The organism is Paenibacillus sp. IHB B 3415, from assembly GCF_000802655.2.
In the GTDB taxonomy this organism is placed as follows: Bacteria; Bacillota; Bacilli; order Paenibacillales; family Paenibacillaceae; genus Paenibacillus_AQ; species Paenibacillus_AQ phytohabitans.
Map to the genome: position 1 here is coordinate 17,366 of NZ_JUEI01000055.1, position 19,275 is coordinate 36,640.

The 19,275-nt window shown below is 51.9% G+C and carries 18 protein-coding genes; 4 read left to right on the forward strand and 14 right to left on the reverse strand.

Annotation, left to right across the window (positions count from 1 at the left end; all coding sequences use genetic code 11):
- Positions 1 to 90 precede the first annotated feature (90 nt).
- Both uxuA and QW71_RS22475 read left to right on the forward strand, forming a co-directional pair.
- The gene (gene uxuA, locus QW71_RS22470; RefSeq protein WP_039304050.1) at positions 91 to 1,167 is read left to right on the forward strand and encodes a mannonate dehydratase; all 1,077 of its coding nucleotides are present in this window, start codon (positions 91 to 93) and stop codon (positions 1,165 to 1,167) included.
- Positions 1,168 to 2,784: a mannitol dehydrogenase family protein gene (locus tag QW71_RS22475; RefSeq protein ID WP_039304053.1), complete on the forward strand. Its 1,617-nt coding sequence runs from the start codon at positions 1,168 to 1,170 to the stop codon at positions 2,782 to 2,784.
- Positions 2,785 to 2,880: 96 nt separating this feature from the next.
- On the opposite strand, the gene QW71_RS22480 is transcribed toward QW71_RS22475, so the two are convergent.
- The 6 genes from QW71_RS22480 to QW71_RS22505 all read right to left on the reverse strand — a co-directional run bounded on the left by QW71_RS22480 (position 2,881) and on the right by QW71_RS22505 (position 9,893).
- A complete protein-coding gene (locus QW71_RS22480; protein ID WP_039304055.1) occupies positions 2,881 to 3,888 on the reverse strand; it encodes a S9 family peptidase in 1,008 nt (335 codons plus the stop codon).
- Entirely contained in the window at positions 3,881 to 4,549 is a 669-nt protein-coding gene (locus QW71_RS22485) for an N-acetyltransferase (RefSeq protein ID WP_039304059.1), read from the reverse strand. The genes QW71_RS22480 and QW71_RS22485 overlap by 8 nt, the downstream gene beginning before the upstream one ends.
- Entirely contained in the window at positions 4,546 to 5,340 is a 795-nt protein-coding gene (locus QW71_RS22490) for a MerR family transcriptional regulator (RefSeq protein ID WP_039304061.1), read from the reverse strand. Before QW71_RS22490 ends, QW71_RS22485 begins: the two co-directional genes overlap by 4 nt.
- Before the next feature lie 178 nt (positions 5,341 to 5,518).
- Complete coding sequence (locus tag QW71_RS22495; protein ID WP_039304064.1) at positions 5,519 to 7,105, reverse strand: glycoside hydrolase family 43 protein; 1,587 nt, start codon at positions 7,103 to 7,105, stop codon at positions 5,519 to 5,521.
- Positions 7,102 to 9,069, reverse strand: coding sequence for a YjhG/YagF family D-xylonate dehydratase (locus QW71_RS22500; RefSeq protein WP_039304086.1), 1,968 nt, complete (start codon positions 9,067 to 9,069; stop codon positions 7,102 to 7,104). The genes QW71_RS22495 and QW71_RS22500 overlap by 4 nt, the downstream gene beginning before the upstream one ends.
- Before the next feature lie 68 nt (positions 9,070 to 9,137).
- Positions 9,138 to 9,893 carry an IclR family transcriptional regulator gene (locus tag QW71_RS22505; RefSeq protein WP_039304066.1) on the reverse strand — a complete coding sequence of 252 codons (756 nt, stop codon included), beginning with the start codon at positions 9,891 to 9,893 and terminating at the stop codon, positions 9,138 to 9,140.
- Between the two features lie 95 nt (positions 9,894 to 9,988).
- Between QW71_RS22505 and QW71_RS22510 the strand changes: the two genes are divergently transcribed.
- Both QW71_RS22510 and QW71_RS22515 read left to right on the forward strand, forming a co-directional pair.
- Complete coding sequence (locus QW71_RS22510) at positions 9,989 to 10,924, forward strand: dihydrodipicolinate synthase family protein (RefSeq protein ID WP_235441524.1); 936 nt, start codon at positions 9,989 to 9,991, stop codon at positions 10,922 to 10,924.
- Between the two features lie 194 nt (positions 10,925 to 11,118).
- Positions 11,119 to 12,147: a sugar diacid recognition domain-containing protein gene (locus QW71_RS22515; protein ID WP_039304069.1), complete on the forward strand. Its 1,029-nt coding sequence runs from the start codon at positions 11,119 to 11,121 to the stop codon at positions 12,145 to 12,147.
- A 479-nt stretch (positions 12,148 to 12,626) separates the two neighbouring features.
- Here QW71_RS22515 and QW71_RS22520 read toward each other — a convergent pair whose 3' ends face one another.
- From QW71_RS22520 to QW71_RS22550, 8 genes are all read right to left on the reverse strand, one after another.
- Positions 12,627 to 13,769, reverse strand: a complete 1,143-nt coding sequence (locus QW71_RS22520; protein ID WP_039304072.1) for a glycerate kinase — start codon at positions 13,767 to 13,769, stop codon at positions 12,627 to 12,629.
- A gap of 27 nt (positions 13,770 to 13,796) precedes the next feature.
- Entirely contained in the window at positions 13,797 to 15,098 is a 1,302-nt protein-coding gene (locus QW71_RS22525; protein WP_039304075.1) for a GntP family permease, read from the reverse strand.
- A gap of 187 nt (positions 15,099 to 15,285) precedes the next feature.
- Positions 15,286 to 16,764, reverse strand: a complete 1,479-nt coding sequence (locus QW71_RS22530; RefSeq protein WP_047013919.1) for an MDR family MFS transporter — start codon at positions 16,762 to 16,764, stop codon at positions 15,286 to 15,288.
- A 124-nt stretch (positions 16,765 to 16,888) separates the two neighbouring features.
- Positions 16,889 to 17,317, reverse strand: coding sequence for a MarR family winged helix-turn-helix transcriptional regulator (locus tag QW71_RS22535; protein WP_039304096.1), 429 nt, complete (start codon positions 17,315 to 17,317; stop codon positions 16,889 to 16,891).
- 106 nt (positions 17,318 to 17,423) lie between these two features.
- Positions 17,424 to 17,891, reverse strand: coding sequence for a DUF2004 domain-containing protein (locus QW71_RS22540; RefSeq protein WP_039304077.1), 468 nt, complete (start codon positions 17,889 to 17,891; stop codon positions 17,424 to 17,426).
- A 118-nt stretch (positions 17,892 to 18,009) separates the two neighbouring features.
- Entirely contained in the window at positions 18,010 to 18,135 is a 126-nt protein-coding gene (locus QW71_RS41845) for a hypothetical protein (RefSeq protein ID WP_268794629.1), read from the reverse strand.
- A gap of 96 nt (positions 18,136 to 18,231) precedes the next feature.
- Positions 18,232 to 18,705 carry an SMI1/KNR4 family protein gene (locus tag QW71_RS22545; RefSeq protein ID WP_039304080.1) on the reverse strand — a complete coding sequence of 158 codons (474 nt, stop codon included), beginning with the start codon at positions 18,703 to 18,705 and terminating at the stop codon, positions 18,232 to 18,234.
- 18 nt (positions 18,706 to 18,723) lie between these two features.
- A partial coding sequence (locus QW71_RS22550) for an HNH endonuclease (RefSeq protein WP_235441525.1) occupies positions 18,724 to 19,275 on the reverse strand: 552 nt, incomplete at its 5' end.

A 19,275-nucleotide genomic window follows, 5' to 3' on the forward strand; every position in this document is an offset into this window, starting at 1 on the left:
CACAAAACGTTTTATCCGTAAGGTCAATTGTCACAAGCATTCAGAATGATTGTATTTGTATTTATGTTTAATACCAAGGAGGAAATGACAATGAATATGACTTGGAGATGGTATGGCGAGGGCAACGACAATATTACCCTTGACCATGTACGTCAAATTCCGGGAGTAATGGGCATCGTCTGGTCGCTGCATCACAAGGTAGCGGGTGAAGTATGGGAAATGGAAGAAATCCAGAAGGTTGCCGATCAGATTACAGCCAAAGGCTTCAGCACAGCGGTTGTAGAAAGCGTTAACGTTCATGATGATATCAAAATCGGGCTGCCGTCCCGCGACAAATACATTGACATCTATATCGATACCATCCGCAAGCTGGCCAAGGTCGGCGTTAAGGTCATCTGCTACAACTTCATGCCGGTGTTCGACTGGACCCGTACTGAGCTGTACAAGGAGCTGCCGGACGGATCGAATGCACTCTTTTATGAAAAGGCTGCCATTACGGATAATCCGCGTGAAATGGTGGACCGGATTCTCAAGGGTGCCGGTGAATTCACAATGCCGGGCTGGGAGCCGGAGCGGCTGGAGAAGCTGGATGATCTGTTCGCGGCTTACGCCGATGTTACCGAGGATATCCTGTTCGACAACCTGAAGTATTTCCTGGAGCGCATTATTCCGGTGTGTGAAGAAGTGGATATCAAAATGGCGATTCACCCTGACGATCCGGCCTGGCCGATCTTCGGACTGCCGCGCATCATCCGCAGCCGCGATTCCATCCGCCGTTTCCTGGACATGGTCGACAGCCCGTATAACGGCCTTACCTTCTGTACAGGTTCGCTTGGAACCAATCCGCAGAATGATCTTCCGGCGATGATCCGTGAGTTCCATGACCGGATTTATTTCGCCCATATCCGCAACGTGAAGGTATTCGAGAACGGAGACTTCATCGAAGTATCGCACCGGGGGCAAGATGGCAGCGTGGATGTAGCAGAGGTTGTCAAAGCCTACCATGAGAATGGATACACCGGTTATGTGCGTCCGGATCACGGCAGACATTTATGGGGCGAAGAGAAAAACTGCCGTCCGGGTTATGGCCTGTACGACAGAGCGATGGGAATTATGTATCTGCTGGGCGTATGGGACAGCCTGGAGAATGCCAAGGGGGCGAAATAAATGCTGAGCCTCACCAGAAGCAGCATTGCGGACCGTGAAGCCTGGGAAGCCGCAGGTGTAGAGCTGCCGCAGTTCGATTTCGCAGCGGTAGCACAGAATACACTGGATAAGCCGGAGTGGGTTCACTTTGGCGCCGGAAATATCTTCAGAGGCTTCGTGGCCAATGCCCACCAGAAGCTGCTCGACAGCGGCAAGGCAGATACCGGCATCATCGCTGCCGAGACCTTCGACTTCGAGATGATCGACAAGGTCTACAAGCCTTATGATAATCTGACTCTATTAGTACTGATGAATGCGCGCGGCGACTTCCAGAAGAGAATTGTCAGCAGCATCGTGGAAGGCCTCACTGCAGACAAGACCCGCGAAGCGGATTACAGCCGCCTGACCGCAGTGTTCGAGAATCCCAGCCTGCAGATGGCCAGCTTCACCATTACAGAAAAAGGCTATTCCCTCACTGGTCCGAACGGTCAGTATCTGGGTATCGTCGAGAAGGATATCGCCGGCGGTCCGGATCAGCCGGTCCATGCGATGAGCATCGTCGCTTCCTTCGCTTACAAGCGTTATCTGAAGGGACAGTACCCGATGACCTTCGTCAGCATGGACAACTGCTCGCATAACGGCGACAAGCTGAAGAACGGCATGGTTACCATCGCCAAGGAATGGGCGGCCAAAGGCCATGTGGAAGAAGGCTTCGTAGCTTATCTTGAGGATGAGCAGAAGATTACCTTCCCGCTGTCCATGATAGACAAAATCACGCCGCGCCCATCCGAATCGGTGCAGGCTGCGCTGCTGGAGCAGGGAATCGGCGGCATGGATGTGATCGTCACCTCCAAGAACACGTATACTGCGCCGTTCGTCAATGCCGAGATCAGCGAGTATCTGGTGATTGAAGATAAATTCACCAACGGCCGCCCGGCGCTGGAAGAAGCCGGTGTAATCTTCACCGACCGTGATACGGTCAACAATGTGGAAACTATGAAGGTAACCACTTGCCTCAACCCGCTGCATACAGCGCTGGCTGTAACCGGCTGTCTGCTCGGCTACACGCTGATTGCCGATGAGATGAAGGATGATACCTTGCGGAAGCTCGTGGAGATCATCGGCTACAAAGAAGGCCTGCCGGTTGTGGTAGACCCAGGCATTCTGAGTCCGAAGCAGTTCCTCGATGAAGTGCTGCAGGAACGCTTCGCCAATCCGTTCATTCCGGATACCCCGCAGCGGATTGCTACCGACACCTCGCAGAAGGTCGGCATCCGCTTCGGCGAGACGATCAAGTCGTACATCCGCCGTGAGGAGCTCGATCCGGCGCAGCTGACCGCCATTCCGCTGGCGATCGCAGCCTGGTGCCGGTATCTGCTCGGCGTGAACGATGAAGGCGGCGTGTTCGCGCTGAGTCCCGACCCGCTGCTGGAGCCGCTGCAGACCCGGCTGGAAGGAATTACGCTGGGCGCGAATGCAGAGCAGGCAGCGAAGGTGCGGGCGGTTCTCGAGGATCAAGCCATCTTCGGCGTGGATTTGTACGCCATCGGACTCGGCGAAGTCATCCAGGGGATGTTCACTGAGATGCTGGCGGGACCCGGTGCCGTGCGGGCTACGCTGGAGAAGTATATCGCCTGATGGGCAGGCGATACGAGATAAGTACTTACCGAAAGACCGGGACGGTTGGTCCCGGTCTTCTTTTATATCCAAACCCTCCATTCTTCCTTCCACACTTCAGCCTTGTTTACTCACAAACAGTTCAATCTGCTCCATATAACCATCAACCGTAATCTTCCGCGGGGCAAAGAGACTGATCATCAATGCACGCAGTGCAGAATCAGCCGTTTGGACCCGAAGCATAGAGTGCTCGGTGTCCGGGAACAGCCTAACCGTGAGCAGTGAGGCCGGGCTGATGTTCTCTCGGTACACCGACTCCGTTTGCTTCACATCTACATTCAAGTCCTCTTCGCCAAGCAGCAGGAGTACCGGGGATTTGAAGTTCTGTAGCTCATTCGTAGCGTCGGACAGAAAGTTCCGGCGGACAAATGACCAGCGTTCTGCGGACATTTTCTCCTTCGGATGAGTTAATTGAGTATATTCTTCATAGTCTGCCCTCCGAAGCAAAAGCTCGTCCACTTGCTGCTCATAGGTGATCTGACGCTTAATTTCCTCGGCGGTATAACCGTCCTTCTTCATCTGCTGCCGGGTATTATACGCCCCCTGCTGCAGCCAATTGATGGCCGGTGAGACCAGAATGCTGAATGCGAGCGTTTCTTGTGCCGCAAGCTTCGGAATCACCCAACCCGCTTGGCTAGCTCCCCATACACCAATCCGCCCGCTATCCACGAACGTCTGTGTTCTGGCCCAGGCCAGGGCCTGCCCGGCTTCCTCCACCCGATCCTCGATACTCTGCTCAAGCCAGTTGCCTGCGGAGCCATTGACTCCTCTTTTATTAAGCGACAGAGAGGCATAACCCAGCGAGGCGAGCCGTTCCCAGAGCGGTTTATATCCGTCATTATGTGAAGCATCGACCGGTCCGTCGCCATGGATGAATAGTACTAAACCCAATCCGCCTGCGGCGTTCTTGGGGAGCGTCAGTGTCCCCGTTAATTTGCCCTGCGGGGTGGGAATCTCAACGGACTGCTCTAACATTTCAAAAGTATTCTGACGCACAATATAAAGACCCGCACAAAGTAGTATACCTAACACGATGATTAAGCTAATTGCGATTTTCTTATTCATATGAACCTCCATATTGCCTACAGATCATATACTCCCACTTCACTTCACCGGACAGAAACTTGCTTAACAGGCTATACTCTTCCGCTTGGGCGCTGAATCCGAGCCGTTCATACAAACTCTTGGCAGCCCTGTTGTTTCCGGAGACATGCAGGCTTAAATATGTTAATCGCGGTTGATCCTGCATAAATTGTTGTGCCCGGCGTATCAGCAGTTGCCCTACACCCTTACCCTGATGTTCAGGATGAACCGCAAGATCTGCGATATAGCATTCTCCCGGCAATGGGTCATAGTTCAAGCCGTAGAGTGTGGCCAGCAGCAGCAGTGTATTTCTTGTGCCAATCCCTGTAATTTGCTTCCATACAGAAAGCTTGGCGGATTCAGCCGCCTTTCCGGTAATACTTACAGAGTTCTTGTGCCACTTTAGGCTAAGGGTACCCACCACTATCCCGCCTCGCAGCGCCACCACCCGTTTTGTGCACAGACCTTCCGCTGAATGCCCCAGCAGCTGCTCGAAAAACACGGCTAACTCCCCTGGATCAACCTTGGTTAGCGCCATAAACTTACTCTGGAATCCATGCACAATGATCCGGCTGACCTCAAGATTATGTTCCGGCTGTATGTCTACAGTGGTAATCGTTTTGGGAGCAGAAGAATTAGTCATAAAGTATCTACGCCCGAAGCGGCTTCGGTTTCAATGCAGAGCAATATCTCATAGTGGAGCATGCCCTGGCTGAACAAAGAGAGGTAGGATTTCTCGATAAGAATAAGCGGACCCGGAAGTTCACCATACTCATGCTCAGCATGGCGGCTGAATTGTTCAATAGCCTTCTCAAGCCCGGATTCATCTTTCACCTGTAACTTAAAAGAGAGATAGTTCCCCGCCGGTAAAATCCGTCCGGTTCCTCCACCCCGCTCCACAGCCGTATACAATGAGACAGTATCCGTACTGTCATAAACATAATGAATATCAGTTTCGAACAAATGGCTTACTCCTGCAGACTGTTCCACCAGTGTTCTTGCATCAAGAGCGGCTGCCGAATCCATGTCAAACCACTTTTGCAGCTGCAATGCTTCACGCATCTTCACGCTGTAGCTCTGCTTGTCCATTTGAAAATCACGCTGCTCATGCAGAACCTTCCAGAGGAGCTGCTCCAACTGCTGGAGCCTGGCAATCTCTCTGCCTACCTCCCCCAGCGAGTGATGCAGCTTCTCTTCCATTGCCTGCTGTCCGTCCTCCGCCATACTTTCTTTTATCGCCTGCACGGGCATCCCCAGCTTGCGCAGCAGCATAATTTGCGAGAGCTGATAGATCTGGTCTATGCCATACTTGCGATACTGGTTCGTATCCGTATAGGAAGGGAGAAGCACCCTTTTTTCCTCAAAATACCTGATCTGATGAACCGACACCTGCATAAGCTCGGCCAACTCGCCAATTGTAATTTCCGCCCCCACCAGTCACCCCTCCTCACTTCCCTGCTTATGCTTCAATGATATACCTTAGGCCAGACCTAAGGTCAACAGCTTTATCTGAAACGTAAAAGGACGGCACAAAAAGAGTGATGCACTTGATGTACACCCCTCTTCTTGTGACGCCTGACATTCTCTTGTTCAACCCGCATAAAAAAACGCTTTACACCTCAAACTCCATGTACTCAAAATAATCAAAATCCGCCGCATACAGCGTTCCGCTCAAATCCTGCACACACATGCCGATAAATGTGCCGGTGAACCGGATATAGGCCGGGAAATCATCGGACAGATGATAAATTTCCAGTGCCCCGCCGATCTTCTCCCAGTCAGACTCCCCGGCCCGGTAATAGAATTGGGCGAATTCCCGGTCGATCACTACCTTTAATATTACGCTTGCTCCCGGCGGCAGCGGGACATCCGCAGTCAGGGTATCCTCGTAGACCCCGTCCCGGGAGCGGATGATGCCCACGCATTTCCCCAGGGTCTCATCATGAGTGATCCGCAAGTAGAGATAATCCTTCGTATCATAATAGACAATTAATCCGGCCATCTGCTGGAAGTGCTGCGGCTCGAATTCAATGGCGGTTTCGGCGCTGCAGCTGAAGGCCTGCTGGCGCAGGGCAACCAGACTCTGGCGGTGCATGGAGCTCATGGATTCTCTGCCCCGGAGGCGCAAATATCCGGGGCGCTCCTGTAGCGAGAGCCACGCTTCCTCAGCAGGCACACGCAGGGTGCTCCAGCGGACATCCAGCTGCGGGACATCGAAATCATCACGGGGAGCCGGAGCGGAGAATGGATGCTCCGGAATGTCCGGACCCGGCACAGTAAGCGCCGGGGCGTTCCCGCCGCCGGCCAAGGCGAGCCAGCCGTCCTCCGTGAATTCGCAGCGCTGAATTGCTGTCTCCCGGCCCAGATTGCAGTAGTGGTCTTTCACGGGACGGCCGCACAGATGCACCATATACCATTCGTCTGTATGCGTGTGTACAAGACTGGCATGTCCCGCCTTCTGCAGCTCCAGTTCACGGTTTCCGGCAGAGGTCAGTAGCGGATGATTCGGAGCTGTCTCATACGGACCTTCAATCTGCTTCGACCGGGCTACCGTCACCGCATGATTATACTGCGTACCACCCTCGGCTGTGATGAGATAATACCAGCCGTCTTTCCGGTACAGATGCGGCCCTTCCGTAAGCTTCAGCTCGGTTCCCCTGTAAATGGGAATGACCGGACCGGTAAGCCGCTGCTCTGTTGCGGAATATTCCTGCAGCACAATCCCGGCGAAGCTGTTATTGCCGGTGCGATGATCCCACAGCATGTTGACCAGCCATTTGCGCCCGTCATCGTCATGGAACAGCGAAGGGTCGAAGCCGCTGCTGTTCAGGTATACAGGCTCAGACCAAGGACCTTCGATATTCTCGGCAGTCACCAGATAGTTAGGCGTATCCTTGAACGCCCCCTGTCTGCTTTTGACATCGGTATAGATCAGATAAAAGAGTCCCTTATCATAAGTAAGGCAAGGTGCCCATGCGCCTCCGGAATCCGGATCACCTTCCATATTCAGCTGCGACTTGCGGGTTAGTGCATGCGTAAGCGGCCGCCAGTTCACGAGATCGCGGGAATGATGAATCCGTACGCCGGGAAACCACTCGAAGGTGGAGGTGGCAATATAATAGTCCTCTCCCGCCCGGCAGATGGACGGGTCCGGATGAAACCCGCGTAGAATCGGATTGTGAATCAGTTTTGTGCTCATCTTGTCTCCCCCAGTGCTTGCCGTCCTGCTTCCAGTAAGGCAATGATTCTATCCGTATCGTAGACACAGCCCTGCCAGGTCCCTCCGCTTGCCGCCTGTAGCGCAGCCCATAGCCGGGTATCATCCGGCAGGCCCGGATCAACGGCAAGGCCCGGATGCGGAGTCCTCATATTCAGAATCTCCGTCCCCGCTTCCTTCGACACCGGCTGTCCGCCTTCTCCGCCTTCCCCGACCAGATTCACGCTCCCATCCAGCTTCACGGTATCGATTAGCACCTCTACCCAGTCATTGTCCCGTAGCTTCCCGAGGGGACCGCCGGCCAGCGCTTCGGGTCCCATATGCCCAATGCAGGCACCGGTGGACACGCCGGAGAAACGGGCATCCGTGATCAGCGTGACATATTTGCCGTAAGGCAGATGCTTAAGTGCGGATGTCAGCTGGTAGGTCTCTTCCATTCCTGTTCCGCTGGGCCCCCGGCCGATGATGGCCAGAATATCCCCGGCTTGCACCTTCCCGTTCTTGATGCTACGGATCGCATCCTTCTCGGCAGTGAACACCTTCACTCTTCCCGTATGCCTGTAGATTCCCTCGCTGTCCAAGACGGAAGGGTCAATCGCTGCCGATTTGATTACTGCACCTTCCGGGCAGAGATTCCCTGTGGGGAACGTCATCGTGGAAGCCATACCCTGCCGCTTGGCCTCTTCCGGGCTCATGATCACAGAATCCGGGTCAATACCATCCGCTTCCTGCAGTCTCCGCCGCATGTCGGCCCGTCTGTGCGAGGTCTCCCACCAGTCCAGATTCTCGCCCAGCGTCCGCCCTGTCACGGTCAATACGGATTCGTCAATCAGCCCCAGCCGCCGTAAATGCAGCATGACTTCCGGAACACCTCCTGCCAGGAACACGCGGATCGTCGGATGCGGCACCGGTCCGTTCGGAAGCACACTGACCAGCCGGGGAACCTGGCGGTTCACCTCGTTCCAGTCATCAACTGAAGGAATCTTCAGCCCGGCGGCATGGGCAACGGCCGGCAGATGCAGCAGCAGATTCGTGGAGCCTCCGAACGCGGCATGCAGCACCATCGCGTTCTTAATTGCCCGATCTGTAAGAATATCACTCATCACTATTCCGCTATGCTCCATATGCTGAAGCGCGCGGGCCGACTGGCGGCCGATATTCTTCCAGATCGGCTGCCCCGATGGTGACAGAGCCGAATGAGGCAGCGACATGCCCAGTGCTTCAGCAATCACCTGGGCCGTTGCGGCCGTGCCGAGGAATTGACAGCCGCCTCCCGGGGTAGCGCAGGCCCGGCAGCCCAGATCGGCTGCATCTTCGAGCGAAAGTTCACCATTGCTGAACCGCGCTCCGATGCTCTGCACCTTGCCGGCATCCTCGCCGTTAACCGGCGGCAGTGTAACGCCGCCAGGCACGATAATCCCCGGAAGCTGATGCCGCATTCCGGCCAGCGCCAGCATCATGGCGGGCAGACCTTTATCGCAGGTGGCTACGCCCAGAACTCCTTTGCGGGTAGGCAGGGAACGAATCAGCCGCCGCAGAACCACGGCTGCATCATTCCGGTAAGGAAGAGAGTCGAACATCCCCGTGGTCCCCTGGGAGCGCCCGTCACAGGGATCACTGACATAACCGGCAAACGGAATCCCCTGATTGGCGGTCAGCTCCTCAGCGATTTCTTCCATCATCACGCCGATTTCCCAGTGTCCTGTATGGTATCCGAGCGCAAGCGGACTGCCGTCCTCCCGCCGGATTCCGCCCATCGTGCCGAGAATCAGATATTGCGGCCTGTTCAGCAGCAGCGGATTCCAGCCCATCCCCGCATTCTGGGTCATTCCGAAGATTTCCCCGCTTGGGGCATTTCGCAGCACCTCACCTGTAATCGGAAGCTTGCCTGCGGGACCTTCCGCAGCGGTATGTACAGGAACAGTCTCATCTATGGCTTCCTTCATAATCTCATGCAAAGTCAGCTCCACACTTAACCCTTCTCTCCTTCAGAATGAACTTGCCCAGACGATTATCACAAGGATAGTTTCCTCGCCAGCTCTATCACTTCCCGGACCGCAGCCTCCTGTTTATCGGCAAAAGCATGCTGCAGCATCGTGGTGCTTACAGCGGCAACAGCATTTCCCGCAGCATCCAGAATCGGCGCAGCCACGCAGCTGATGCCCTGAATAATTTCTTCCCGGTCCACTGCGTAACCGGCCTCACGAATCTCAGACAATGCAGCCGTGAATTCCGCCCAATCCGTCAACGTGTGAGACGTAACCGCAGTTAAGGTTTTGCCGGAATAACGTCTTATGAGCTCGCCGTCCGGCAGCAGTGCCAGCATCATCTTGCCCATGGCGGTCGCATGCGCCGGGAACCGCATCCCGGGACTGGACTCCAGCCTCACAAGGGAGGGCCCTTCCTGCTTGGCCAGATAGATAATCTCATCCCGGTCAAGAACCGATAACTGAAAGGTTTCCCCGATGACCCTGACACTCTGTGCAGAGCCTGCCAGGAAGCGCTCCACCAGATTCGTATTCTGCTTAAGGGATTCGTTGTAAACCGTATTATAGTAGGAAACCCCAGCCCCCAGTGCGTAAGCCTCCCTGTCATCCTTCACCACCCATTGCAGGGTTTCCATTGTACGCAGCAGCGAGAACATGGAGCTTTTGTTAATGCCCGTTTCATCGCACAGGTCGGTCATCTTATGTTCTCCGGGCTTCCTGGAGATTGCCGTAAGAATCAGATCGGCCCGTTCTAAAGCTGGAACCCAATATTTCCGGTCCAAACCTTCATTCCCCTCTCATAAATCAATTGATTAAGCTCTCTTAGTTCACTATAATAATCTTATGTTTATAATAACAAACCTGGAGGCGGAATAAAATGAAAATTTCTAACATGACCATGAGACCGCATCATACAGGCATCATTCCCCCGGTTCCGACGATTCTGGATCAATCCGGAAAATTCGACCCTAGCGGAATGAAGCTGCTGATCGACAGCCTGATCCGGCAAGGGGTTCAGGGACTCTTTTTCCTCGGGACAGCCGGAGAATTCAGCTTGTTCAGCACCGAGCAGCGCGAGGAAATCGCTGAGGTATGCGTTAAATACACGAATGGCCGTCTTCCCGTATGGATTGGCACCGGCAGCAATACGACAGCAGAGACCCTCCGCCTTAGCAAGCATGCTGCGGAGCAAGGGGCGACAGGCGTCGTTGTCATTAATCCTTATTATTACAAGCTTAGCGAAGAGGCTTTGTTCTCGCATTATGCCTCTATTCTGGAAGCCGTTGATATGCCGCTGATGCTGTACAACTTCCCGGCGCTGACTGGCCAGGATCTGAGTCCGGCCTTCGTCAGCCGCCTTGCCGCCAAATATACAAATGTAACTGGAATTAAGGAAACCGTAGACCAGCTCAGCCATATCCGGCAAATGATTATGCAGGTGAAGGCGGTTAAACCGGACTTCTCGGTATTTTGCGGTTTTGATGAATATCTGCTGCCTACGCTTGCTGCCGGTGGAGACGGGGCGATTGCCGCCAGTGCCAACTTCGCACCGCAGCTGATGCTCGGGTTACTCAGCAGCTTCCTGAAGAAAGATCTGGCAGAGGTGCATGAGCTGCACCGGAGAATCATAGAGATCCCTGCGCTGTATAGTATCGATGATCCTTTCATTCCTTCTATAAAAGAAGCCATTCGTCTGGCTGGTGTGCCGGTGTCCACCTTCTGTCTTGCACCCTCAAGTCTCTGGAACGCAGACAAGGAAATTAAATTGAAAGAGATCTTCAACCGGGCGGGAATCTCCCAAGTCTCTATCTAGTCCATAGTCCGCATAACCCAAAAACGCGGCTGCGCTACTCCGCCTGAACCGCTTGGCCGCCCCCTTAGATCCGGCACACCGGTTCAGTCTTTATTCTCCGTGCGGAATGCTCTATACTTTTGTTCAGATGCACAATAGAAGAGACTGAGGCTGCCTAGGCAGCCATCCGGGCACAGCGAAGGGGGAAATTCCGGTTGTTTCAGCTATCCGAGAAGCAGGCACAGGAAATTGTAGACAAAATGATGATGGATATTCCTTATAACATCAACATCATGAATCATCAGGGGATTATTGTCGGCAGCGGAAAGAAAGAACGGGTCGGCACCGTTCACCAGGGGGCAGTCAAGGCATTATCCACCGGGCAAATGGTCGAGGTGCTGGAGGATGGTCTGTATGAGAAAAAAGGGACCAACGAACCGATTGTCATCGGCAACACCCGCGTTGGTGTGATCGGAATTTCCGGGAGCCCGGAAGAAGTCCGGCCTTTTTGCAACATCGTAAGAACTACGGTATCCCTGCTCATCGAACAGCGGAACACGCTGGAGAATCTCGCGAATGAGGCAAACCGCAAGAAGGCTATGCTGGAAATGCTGCTCGCCCATCAGGGAGCGTACTCCCAGAAATTAAGAAAAGAAGCTGCTGCCTACAATATTGATCTGCTGCTGAAGACTACGGTACTCTATCTCAAGCATTTCAATCCGGAAAAGGATGCTGCGAAGCTCCTGCTGCGTTATCCGTCCTTCCAGCTGGATGAAGATACCTGGCTGCTGCTGATCCAGAACCGTCCCGACTGCAGCCCGCTGATTGCAGAGCTGCTGCATAACCAGCCGCTCCTGCTGCTGGCCTCCGGCAGACTGGAATCCAGCATTGCCGAAGGGTACCGCCAGGCCAAATCGGCTTTGGGTATACTGCTTGCGCTGAAGCCTGCTTCACAAGCCATTACCTTCGAAGAAGCTGAATTTCTGGTGAAGCTCAGCCATGCGAAGCTGTCGGAAAAACCCGGCAGGGCGATCAAGCTGGAGGATACCACCGATCTGCTGGAGACACTCAGAAGCTTCATCAATCATAACTGCAGCGTCTCGCAAACGGCGGATCATCTCAATATTCACCGCAATACTCTGCAATACCGCCTGAAGCGTATCGAGAGTATTACCGGCAAAGACCCAAGGAATCTGCTGCAGCTCTTCGAGCTTACGTATGAGTTGCTGGCGCTTTATAAGTAGAGCGTCTTCTCGTGTTGTTGTGTTCTAGCGGGGGTGCGGGTGCGAGGGGGCGGATGCGGGTGTAGGCGGGCGGGTGCTTGGGCTCGGGTGCGGATTGCGCGGGCGTCCCGTGCGTTGAATTACTGCCCCGCGTTTCCAAATGTTGTACGTAATACAACTCGGAAGCGTAAATTCAGGCGATTTCGTAACGATTGTTGTATGAAATACAACAATCTGTGATTAGACCCGATATCACGGGAAGAATGTTGTATTTCGTGCAGGATTTCACCTCTGCGGGGATTACTTATAGTGTCTTATCTCCTGCACAAAACTAATAGCCCCTGGGAATTATCCCAGGGGCTATTCAATCAGACTCAATTCAACTCAATCCAATTCAACTATTCGCCCAGCTTCACTATTCACTCAGCTACACTAATCCCCCAGCTCCACTATTCTCCCAACTCAACTGTTCACCTAGCTACACTATCCGCCCAGCTCCACTATTCGCTAAGCTTCAGCAACCTCGCAATATTCTCGCAGGTCCGCTCAATATTAGCCGGGCCTTCAGCCAGCAGCTGCTCCAGGCTGGAAGCACCCGGGACTATGCCGAAGATGGCGTCGATACCTTCTGCATACAGCGTTTCAATTCCTTCGCCGATGTAGCCGGCCAAGGCAATCACCTTCTTGCCGTTTGCTTTGGCGGTACGGGCTACACCATATGGTGTTTTGCCGAATTTCGTCTGGAAATCGATCCCGCCTTCACCGGTAAATACGAAGTCCGCATCCGCCAGCTTCCGGCCTAGACCCGTGTATTCAATCACGATCTCGATCCCCTTCTGGAGTGTGGCCTGCGTGAAGATCATAAGGCCTGCCCCCAGACCTCCGGCCGCCCCGGCACCGGGAAGATCCCGTACATCCTTGCCAAGCTGCTGCTTCACCACCGCCGCATAATGAGCGAGATTGGCATCAAGCTGCTGCACCATTTCAGGTGTAGCGCCTTTTTGCGGGCCGAATACCGCCGATGCCCCGTGATCGCCGCAGAGCGGATTGGTCACATCACAGGCCACAATCAGCTGAACCTGCTGCAGTCTTGCATCAAGCGAGCTGATGTCGACGCTGCTCAGCCGGCCCAGACTACCGCCGCCGCGCGGCAGCAACTCCCCCGCTTCATCGATGAATCTCGCTCCCAGCGCTTCGGCCATGCCTGCGCCGCCGTCATTGGTCGCACTCCCGCCGATACCGATAATAATTTTGCGGATTCCCCGTTCCAGACATTCCAGAATCAATTCACCTGTACCGTAAGTCGTTGTGATCAGCGGATTCCGGTCCGCCTTGTCCACCAGCTGAATGCCGCTGGCAGAAGCCATTTCGATCGCCGCAGTCTCTCCGTCGCCAAGAATTCCGTATTTCGCTGTAACCGGCTGTCCCAGGGGCCCCACGACTTTTTTATAATGAATCTCCCCGCCGGAAGCGTCGACAAGAGACTGTACCGTCCCCTCTCCGCCGTCTGCCATGGGAACATGGATATAAGCCGCTTCCGGATAAATCTTCCGCAGTCCGCTCTCCATCGCAAGACAGACTTCCTTCGCAGTCATACTCTCCTTAAAAGAATCCGGTGCCAGTACAAAGGTTTTCTCTCTCATTTCCACACCCCGTATATGATATTGATATTAGAATAAAAATCCGTAAACCAGCGTAGCCACAATCGTCATCGTTCCGCCGACAAGCGCTTCGTAAGGAATCAGCCCCATACGCTGCTTGATCGTCATCTTCATACTGTCTGCAGTAACGTGGAAGTAAGTGCCCTGCGGCAGCGAGTCGATGACCGTCGCTCCGGTATGGACCATAACGGCTGCCGCCAGCGGAGCCGTGCCCATATCCAGAATGGCCTGTCCGAAGGAGCCGGTCGCCACAATAACCCCAGTCGAAGTGGACGCAGTTGCCGCAGCCATCAGAATACCGGAGATCGGCGCCAGGAACGTGCCGGAGATACCGGACAGCTCAATGAGATGAACCACCTGATTCGATAAATCCGAAGCAGAGATCAAGCCGGCAATTCCGCCTGCCCCGATCAGGATCAGGACGGTGGCAGTCATTTTACTGAGGCCGGAGGAAGTATACTGCAGAACCTTGTTCCCCTGCCCCATCGCCAGCATACCGATAATTCCGGCCAGCGGCAGAATATAAAGCGCATCCACTTTGAGTCTGGCCAGTGCTTCGATCCCGGAGATCGAACCTATTGGATTAATCATCAGCAGGACAATCGCAACCAGAGGAGCGACAATCGCTCTGCTGAGCGGCGGATAAGTAGCTGTATTCGCAGTGTCGCTACCGTTAGCAGCTTCTTCAGTGGTAACCATTATACCTTTTTTCTTCAGCAATGAGGCAAGGATAACGGTTACAATTAATCCGCAGACGGCCGGGATCAGGCCCGCCAGCATCACATGGCTCAAATCGAGATCGAAGCCCCGTGCGGCTGCGATGGTATTCGGATTCGGGGAGATAATATTCCCGGCCTTGCCTCCGCCCGACAGTGCCAGCAGCAGCGCTACCTTGGAAATCCCCATCTTGTTACCCACCGATAGAGCAATTGGAGCCACAATTAAAACCGCCACCGGAATGAAAACCCCCATGGCCGTGATGACCATCGTCGCCAGCGCCAGCGCCAGGATCGCTTTGCTCCCGCCGAACTTTCTCACGATAGCCTGGGCTATAGCTTCAGCCGCCCCCGATTCCATCATGACACCAGCCAGGACTCCGGCGGCCAGCACCCGCAGAACCGTGCCCATTACACTTTGTGTACCGCTTACAAGAACGCTTACCGTCTGTTCCAGATTGGCTCCACCGATAAGCGCACCTACAATGGCTCCCAGGAACAGTGCGTATACCGGATTCAATTTTCTAAGGATCAGAATAATGGCAATTGCCAGTCCTGCCAGTGCTCCGTACCAATCAATGATTAATCCTTCCATTTCGAATATCCCCCTAAGTACTTGTTGAACACGCTCTCATTATAAGGTCTTAGGGCAGCAAAAGAATATTGATGATCGGACGAAATGCATTGTGCAAGTGACCAATAGAAACCCGCTATATTTGTACTCCATTGTTAAAAGAGGACCTCCGGCAAATGCCGGAAATCCCCTTATTAACTCTCGAATATTAGGAAGCCGTCTGCCGTCTTGGCGTATCCGGCTGCGGTGCAGCATGACTGTGAACGATACTCCGTCTAACGAAGAACCCGGCAATCACACCAATCAGCGTGATGACTGCCGCCAGAATGAACGCATTATGCACGCCTGCCGCCAGACTTAGTGCTCCCATATCCGCTGCAGCGGTACCCGAATGAGTACTGATGTAGGTGCTTTGGCCAGCGGTCATCACACTTACAATCAGAGCTGTTCCGACTGCACTGGCTAACTGCTGCAGGGTATTCATGATGGCTGTACCATGCGGATGCAGTTCCCGCGGCAACTGATTCAGCCCATTCGTCTGCGCCGGCATTAGGGTAAGAGCCAGCCCCATCGTCATGCAGCAGTGCATAAGAATGATCATGTAGACTGGAGTATTTATGTCAACGCTGGTGAACATCCACATGGCAGCGGACAGAATGATCATACCCGGAATAACCAGTACCCGGGGGCCGACTTTATCAAAGCTCCGTCCGATAATGGGTGACAGTATGGCATTGACCAGCCCTGCGGGAAGCATGAGCAGTCCGGCATACAGCGCTGACAATCTCAGTGAGCCCTGCATAAAGATCGGCAGCAAATACGATGTAGCGAAAATCGTCAGGAAGCCGATAACAATAAACAACGTACCTGCTGTGAACATCGGATATTTGAACGCCCGCAGATTCATGATCGGCTGCTTCATCGTGAGCTGGCGCAAGATAAACAGTAAGAGTGCTGCAAGTCCGATAACGAGGCAGGCGATAACCTTCGGACTGCCCCAGCCTCCGTCTCCTTCGCCCACAACACTAAGCCCGTATACGATACCGCCAAAGGCGATGGTGGACAGGACAAGCGACAAAACATCAATCTTCGGTTTGGTGATCGTTGCCACGTTCTCAATATTAAGCAGCCCGATAATAAAGTCGATCACCAGGAAGGGAACCAGCACCCAGAACATCCAGTGCCAATCCAGCTTGTCGATGATCAGCCCGGACACGGTAGGTCCAAGCGCCGGAGCTACCATCATCACGAGACCTACCATTCCCATGGCTGCCCCACGTTTGGCGGGTGGAATAATAGTCAGGACCGTATTGAAGATGACCGGCATAAGGATTGCAGTACCCGCTGCCTGAATCAAACGCCCGATAAGTAGAAGCTCAAAGCCCGGGGCAAACCCTGCCGCTAAGGTTCCGAGCATAAATAAGCTGATCGCTGTCACGAATAATTTTCTAGTTGTGAACCACTGCAGCAGTAAGGCTGAGACCGGCATAATGATGCTGATGACCAGAATATAACCTGTGGTAATCCATTGTGCGGTGGAAGCGGAAAGATTCCACTCCGCCATAAGCACGGGCAGGGCCACGTTCATCATGGTCTCACTTAACAGACCGATGAATCCCCCCATTAATAGCGCTACGAGCACAGGGATTACCTTGTATTTCACCTTGATTTGTGATGCCTCATTCATGTACTAACGTTCTCCTCTCGAATTCCCTATCCATATTATATATATGTCCGCTTATTATATGTTCACTTATTAAATGGAGTCAAGGATTTTCTTTTAACTTTCTTTTGGCAAATTCATTCCAGATCTATGTCGACAGCGTCTTCAACCGGGCAATAAAATCATTCATTTCCGGCCCCAGCCTGGAGAAAAACATCTGATCCGCGCTCATAACAATCCGGCTGGCCCGTTCCATAACAGCTACACCGGATTCGGTCAGTGAGATCAGCTTGGCTCTGGTATCCTGCGGATGCGGCACACGGCTGATATACCCTTTTTTCTCCAGTGTTCTCAGCACTTCTGAAGCCATCATCGGATCGATATCAGAATTGTGGGCAATCTGAATCTGCGTCACACCGGACGCGCTTTCCCGCTCATTCAGTGCATGGCAGGAACGCAGCAGCGCAAACTGGACATGTGTCAGATCCACCTCCCGCAGCTCGGCTTTCATTAACTTTTGCCAATTGTTCGTGACTCTCCACATGATATACCCTATGTCTTCCGTATATTGCTCCATTCCCGCGTCTCCCGTCGTTGTTGCTGCGTTATATTTGTTCATTATAAGCAGGAGAAGAAGCGCCGTCAAAAAAATATAGATGCTCCCCATTCCGATTACTTTGCTGCTAAATAACAACATCCTGATATCCAACATCAATTACAGCTTCATCCAATAAACGAAGCCCCAGGCCATTCTCCTGATCCCATGTACACTTAAATAGAATTCCAATATCTCGTCCTTCCCTCACATCTCCATATGGAACAACAATTCCTTCCAAAATAATCATCTCAAGAAGTTCCTCCATTGTTTCAACTAAGGGATAATCCTCATTAAAAGCAACATCATAACCTAGTTCAACCCGCTTTTGTTGATAATATTCTAAAATTGGCTGCAAGAAATTTCGCTGCAATTGCTCCCATTTATTTATTAAGAATTGATATGCCAAATACTGTTCTTCATCAAATTTACCTTCCTCATCCCCTTTAACCATGAGTGATATTTCGGTTTCATTTCCAAGAAAATCAATAGTTGTATTCGTAGTCCAAACATAATCATATTCGAGCTCGCCAAACACCGAATCATTTATTTTCATTTGAGAAATCCCCCTTCTAATTATTTGCAAATTCGCCTGGTTCAAAAAAGCTCATGTTCAAATTTGCTATTAATTTCAGATGACACAAGTTTTTTCCTGGGTTAACCCAAATTAATAATTAACTAGCCAACTCAGATGAATTATTAAGTTGCTTAGCCAGTTTTATATCTGCTTGTTTAATATTCGCAGCTCTTGCTTTAGGTCCATTACTACTAACTCCACCACCCATTTCATCAGATTTCATCTTATATTCCGATAACTAAAAATAGGTCAACTATGGTAGAATCCGACCATAATCGACCTTTTTATGTAATGCTACTGTTTTAGCATTGCGCCTTGCTTACTCCGTTAGCATTTCTAGGAACGACTCAAAACTTTCACTTACTAAATACGTTATCGGTTCTAATTCACCAGATTCTTCATGGCTCCATACGCAAACAGTTGGAATCTCATTAAATACCTTAAAATCTAAGCATAGATAATCCCCTGAAAATAATATAGCAATCGGGAGTAATTCTACTCCTACTAAATCTTCATTTTCAGTTAATCTATCTTCAATACGAGTTAATGTTACATCAATATCATATATACCAAATTCATTACTATCTGTGTCTTCAAGAACACATAGAAACCTATCTATAGCATATGAATGTTGGTTTATTGAAAATGAGCGATTTTCTGGAACTCCTCCATTGTATTTTTTTAAAAACACCTTATATTCTGGCGGCAATACAACCCTCCACATGCTCTCTTCTTTATCCAATAACGAATCTATCGGTAAAGGATAAACAATTGTATCTTCTTTTATATTCATACTCACTCTCCTCTCACATTATCGTGGAGCATCTGCCCACATACCTGTAGTTCTTCCTCCATTATGAGGAACAATATCATGTATACCAGTTTCAACTAATTCCATTTTACCTGGAATTTCAGTGTGATGCCATGTCATTCCTGGTCTATTTCCACCTATCATTTCATCAAGCCACTTAAATTGCTCTGCATCTGAAGCCTTCCATAGTATGTCTGGTAGTTCTACAGTTTCATGAACTACACCCGCACCTTTAAAATCTGCAAAGCCAAATTTTATTCCCTCAACTTTTGTCACAGTAACTTGTGGTATCAAGCCTTGAGATATTGCAGCGTCTTTGATCGCTTTCTTTTCCTTAATTGATAATTTCTCTCCATCTGGAACATTTTTTTGCCAAGACCACTTCTTATTTGATTTTACATTATCAGCATACATCTTAGCCATATCATCAAGTGATTTCCCATTTCCTAACATGACAGCAGGTACCTTACCGTTCCCCGGCCCCTCAATCCTACTCCCGCCACCACCCATTTCATCCATCGCATCAATATATTGCTGCTGCACGGATGTCTT

Bases quoted from the DNA above. Each gene is read 5' to 3' on its own strand.
- QW71_RS22500 (WP_039304086.1), bottom strand. From the start codon at position 9,069: ATGAAGGAAGCCATAGATGAGACTGTTCCTGTACATACCGCTGCGGAA.
- QW71_RS22525 (WP_039304075.1), bottom strand. From the start codon at position 15,098: ATGGAAGGATTAATCATTGATTGGTACGGAGCACTGGCAGGACTGGCA.
- QW71_RS22540 (WP_039304077.1), bottom strand. From the start codon at position 17,891: ATGAAAATAAATGATTCGGTGTTTGGCGAGCTCGAATATGATTATGTT.
- QW71_RS41845 (WP_268794629.1), bottom strand. From the start codon at position 18,135: ATGAAATCTGATGAAATGGGTGGTGGAGTTAGTAGTAATGGACCTAAA.
- QW71_RS22480 (WP_039304055.1), bottom strand. From the start codon at position 3,888: ATGAATAAGAAAATCGCAATTAGCTTAATCATCGTGTTAGGTATACTA.
- uxuA (WP_039304050.1), top strand. From the start codon at position 91: ATGAATATGACTTGGAGATGGTATGGCGAGGGCAACGACAATATTACC.
- QW71_RS22510 (WP_235441524.1), top strand. From the start codon at position 9,989: ATGAAAATTTCTAACATGACCATGAGACCGCATCATACAGGCATCATT.
- QW71_RS22535 (WP_039304096.1), bottom strand. From the start codon at position 17,317: ATGGAGCAATATACGGAAGACATAGGGTATATCATGTGGAGAGTCACG.
- QW71_RS22475 (WP_039304053.1), top strand. From the start codon at position 1,168: ATGCTGAGCCTCACCAGAAGCAGCATTGCGGACCGTGAAGCCTGGGAA.
- QW71_RS22530 (WP_047013919.1), bottom strand. From the start codon at position 16,764: ATGAATGAGGCATCACAAATCAAGGTGAAATACAAGGTAATCCCTGTG.
- QW71_RS22495 (WP_039304064.1), bottom strand. From the start codon at position 7,105: ATGAGCACAAAACTGATTCACAATCCGATTCTACGCGGGTTTCATCCG.
- QW71_RS22520 (WP_039304072.1), bottom strand. From the start codon at position 13,769: ATGAGAGAGAAAACCTTTGTACTGGCACCGGATTCTTTTAAGGAGAGT.
- QW71_RS22545 (WP_039304080.1), bottom strand. From the start codon at position 18,705: ATGAATATAAAAGAAGATACAATTGTTTATCCTTTACCGATAGATTCG.
- QW71_RS22485 (WP_039304059.1), bottom strand. From the start codon at position 4,549: ATGACTAATTCTTCTGCTCCCAAAACGATTACCACTGTAGACATACAG.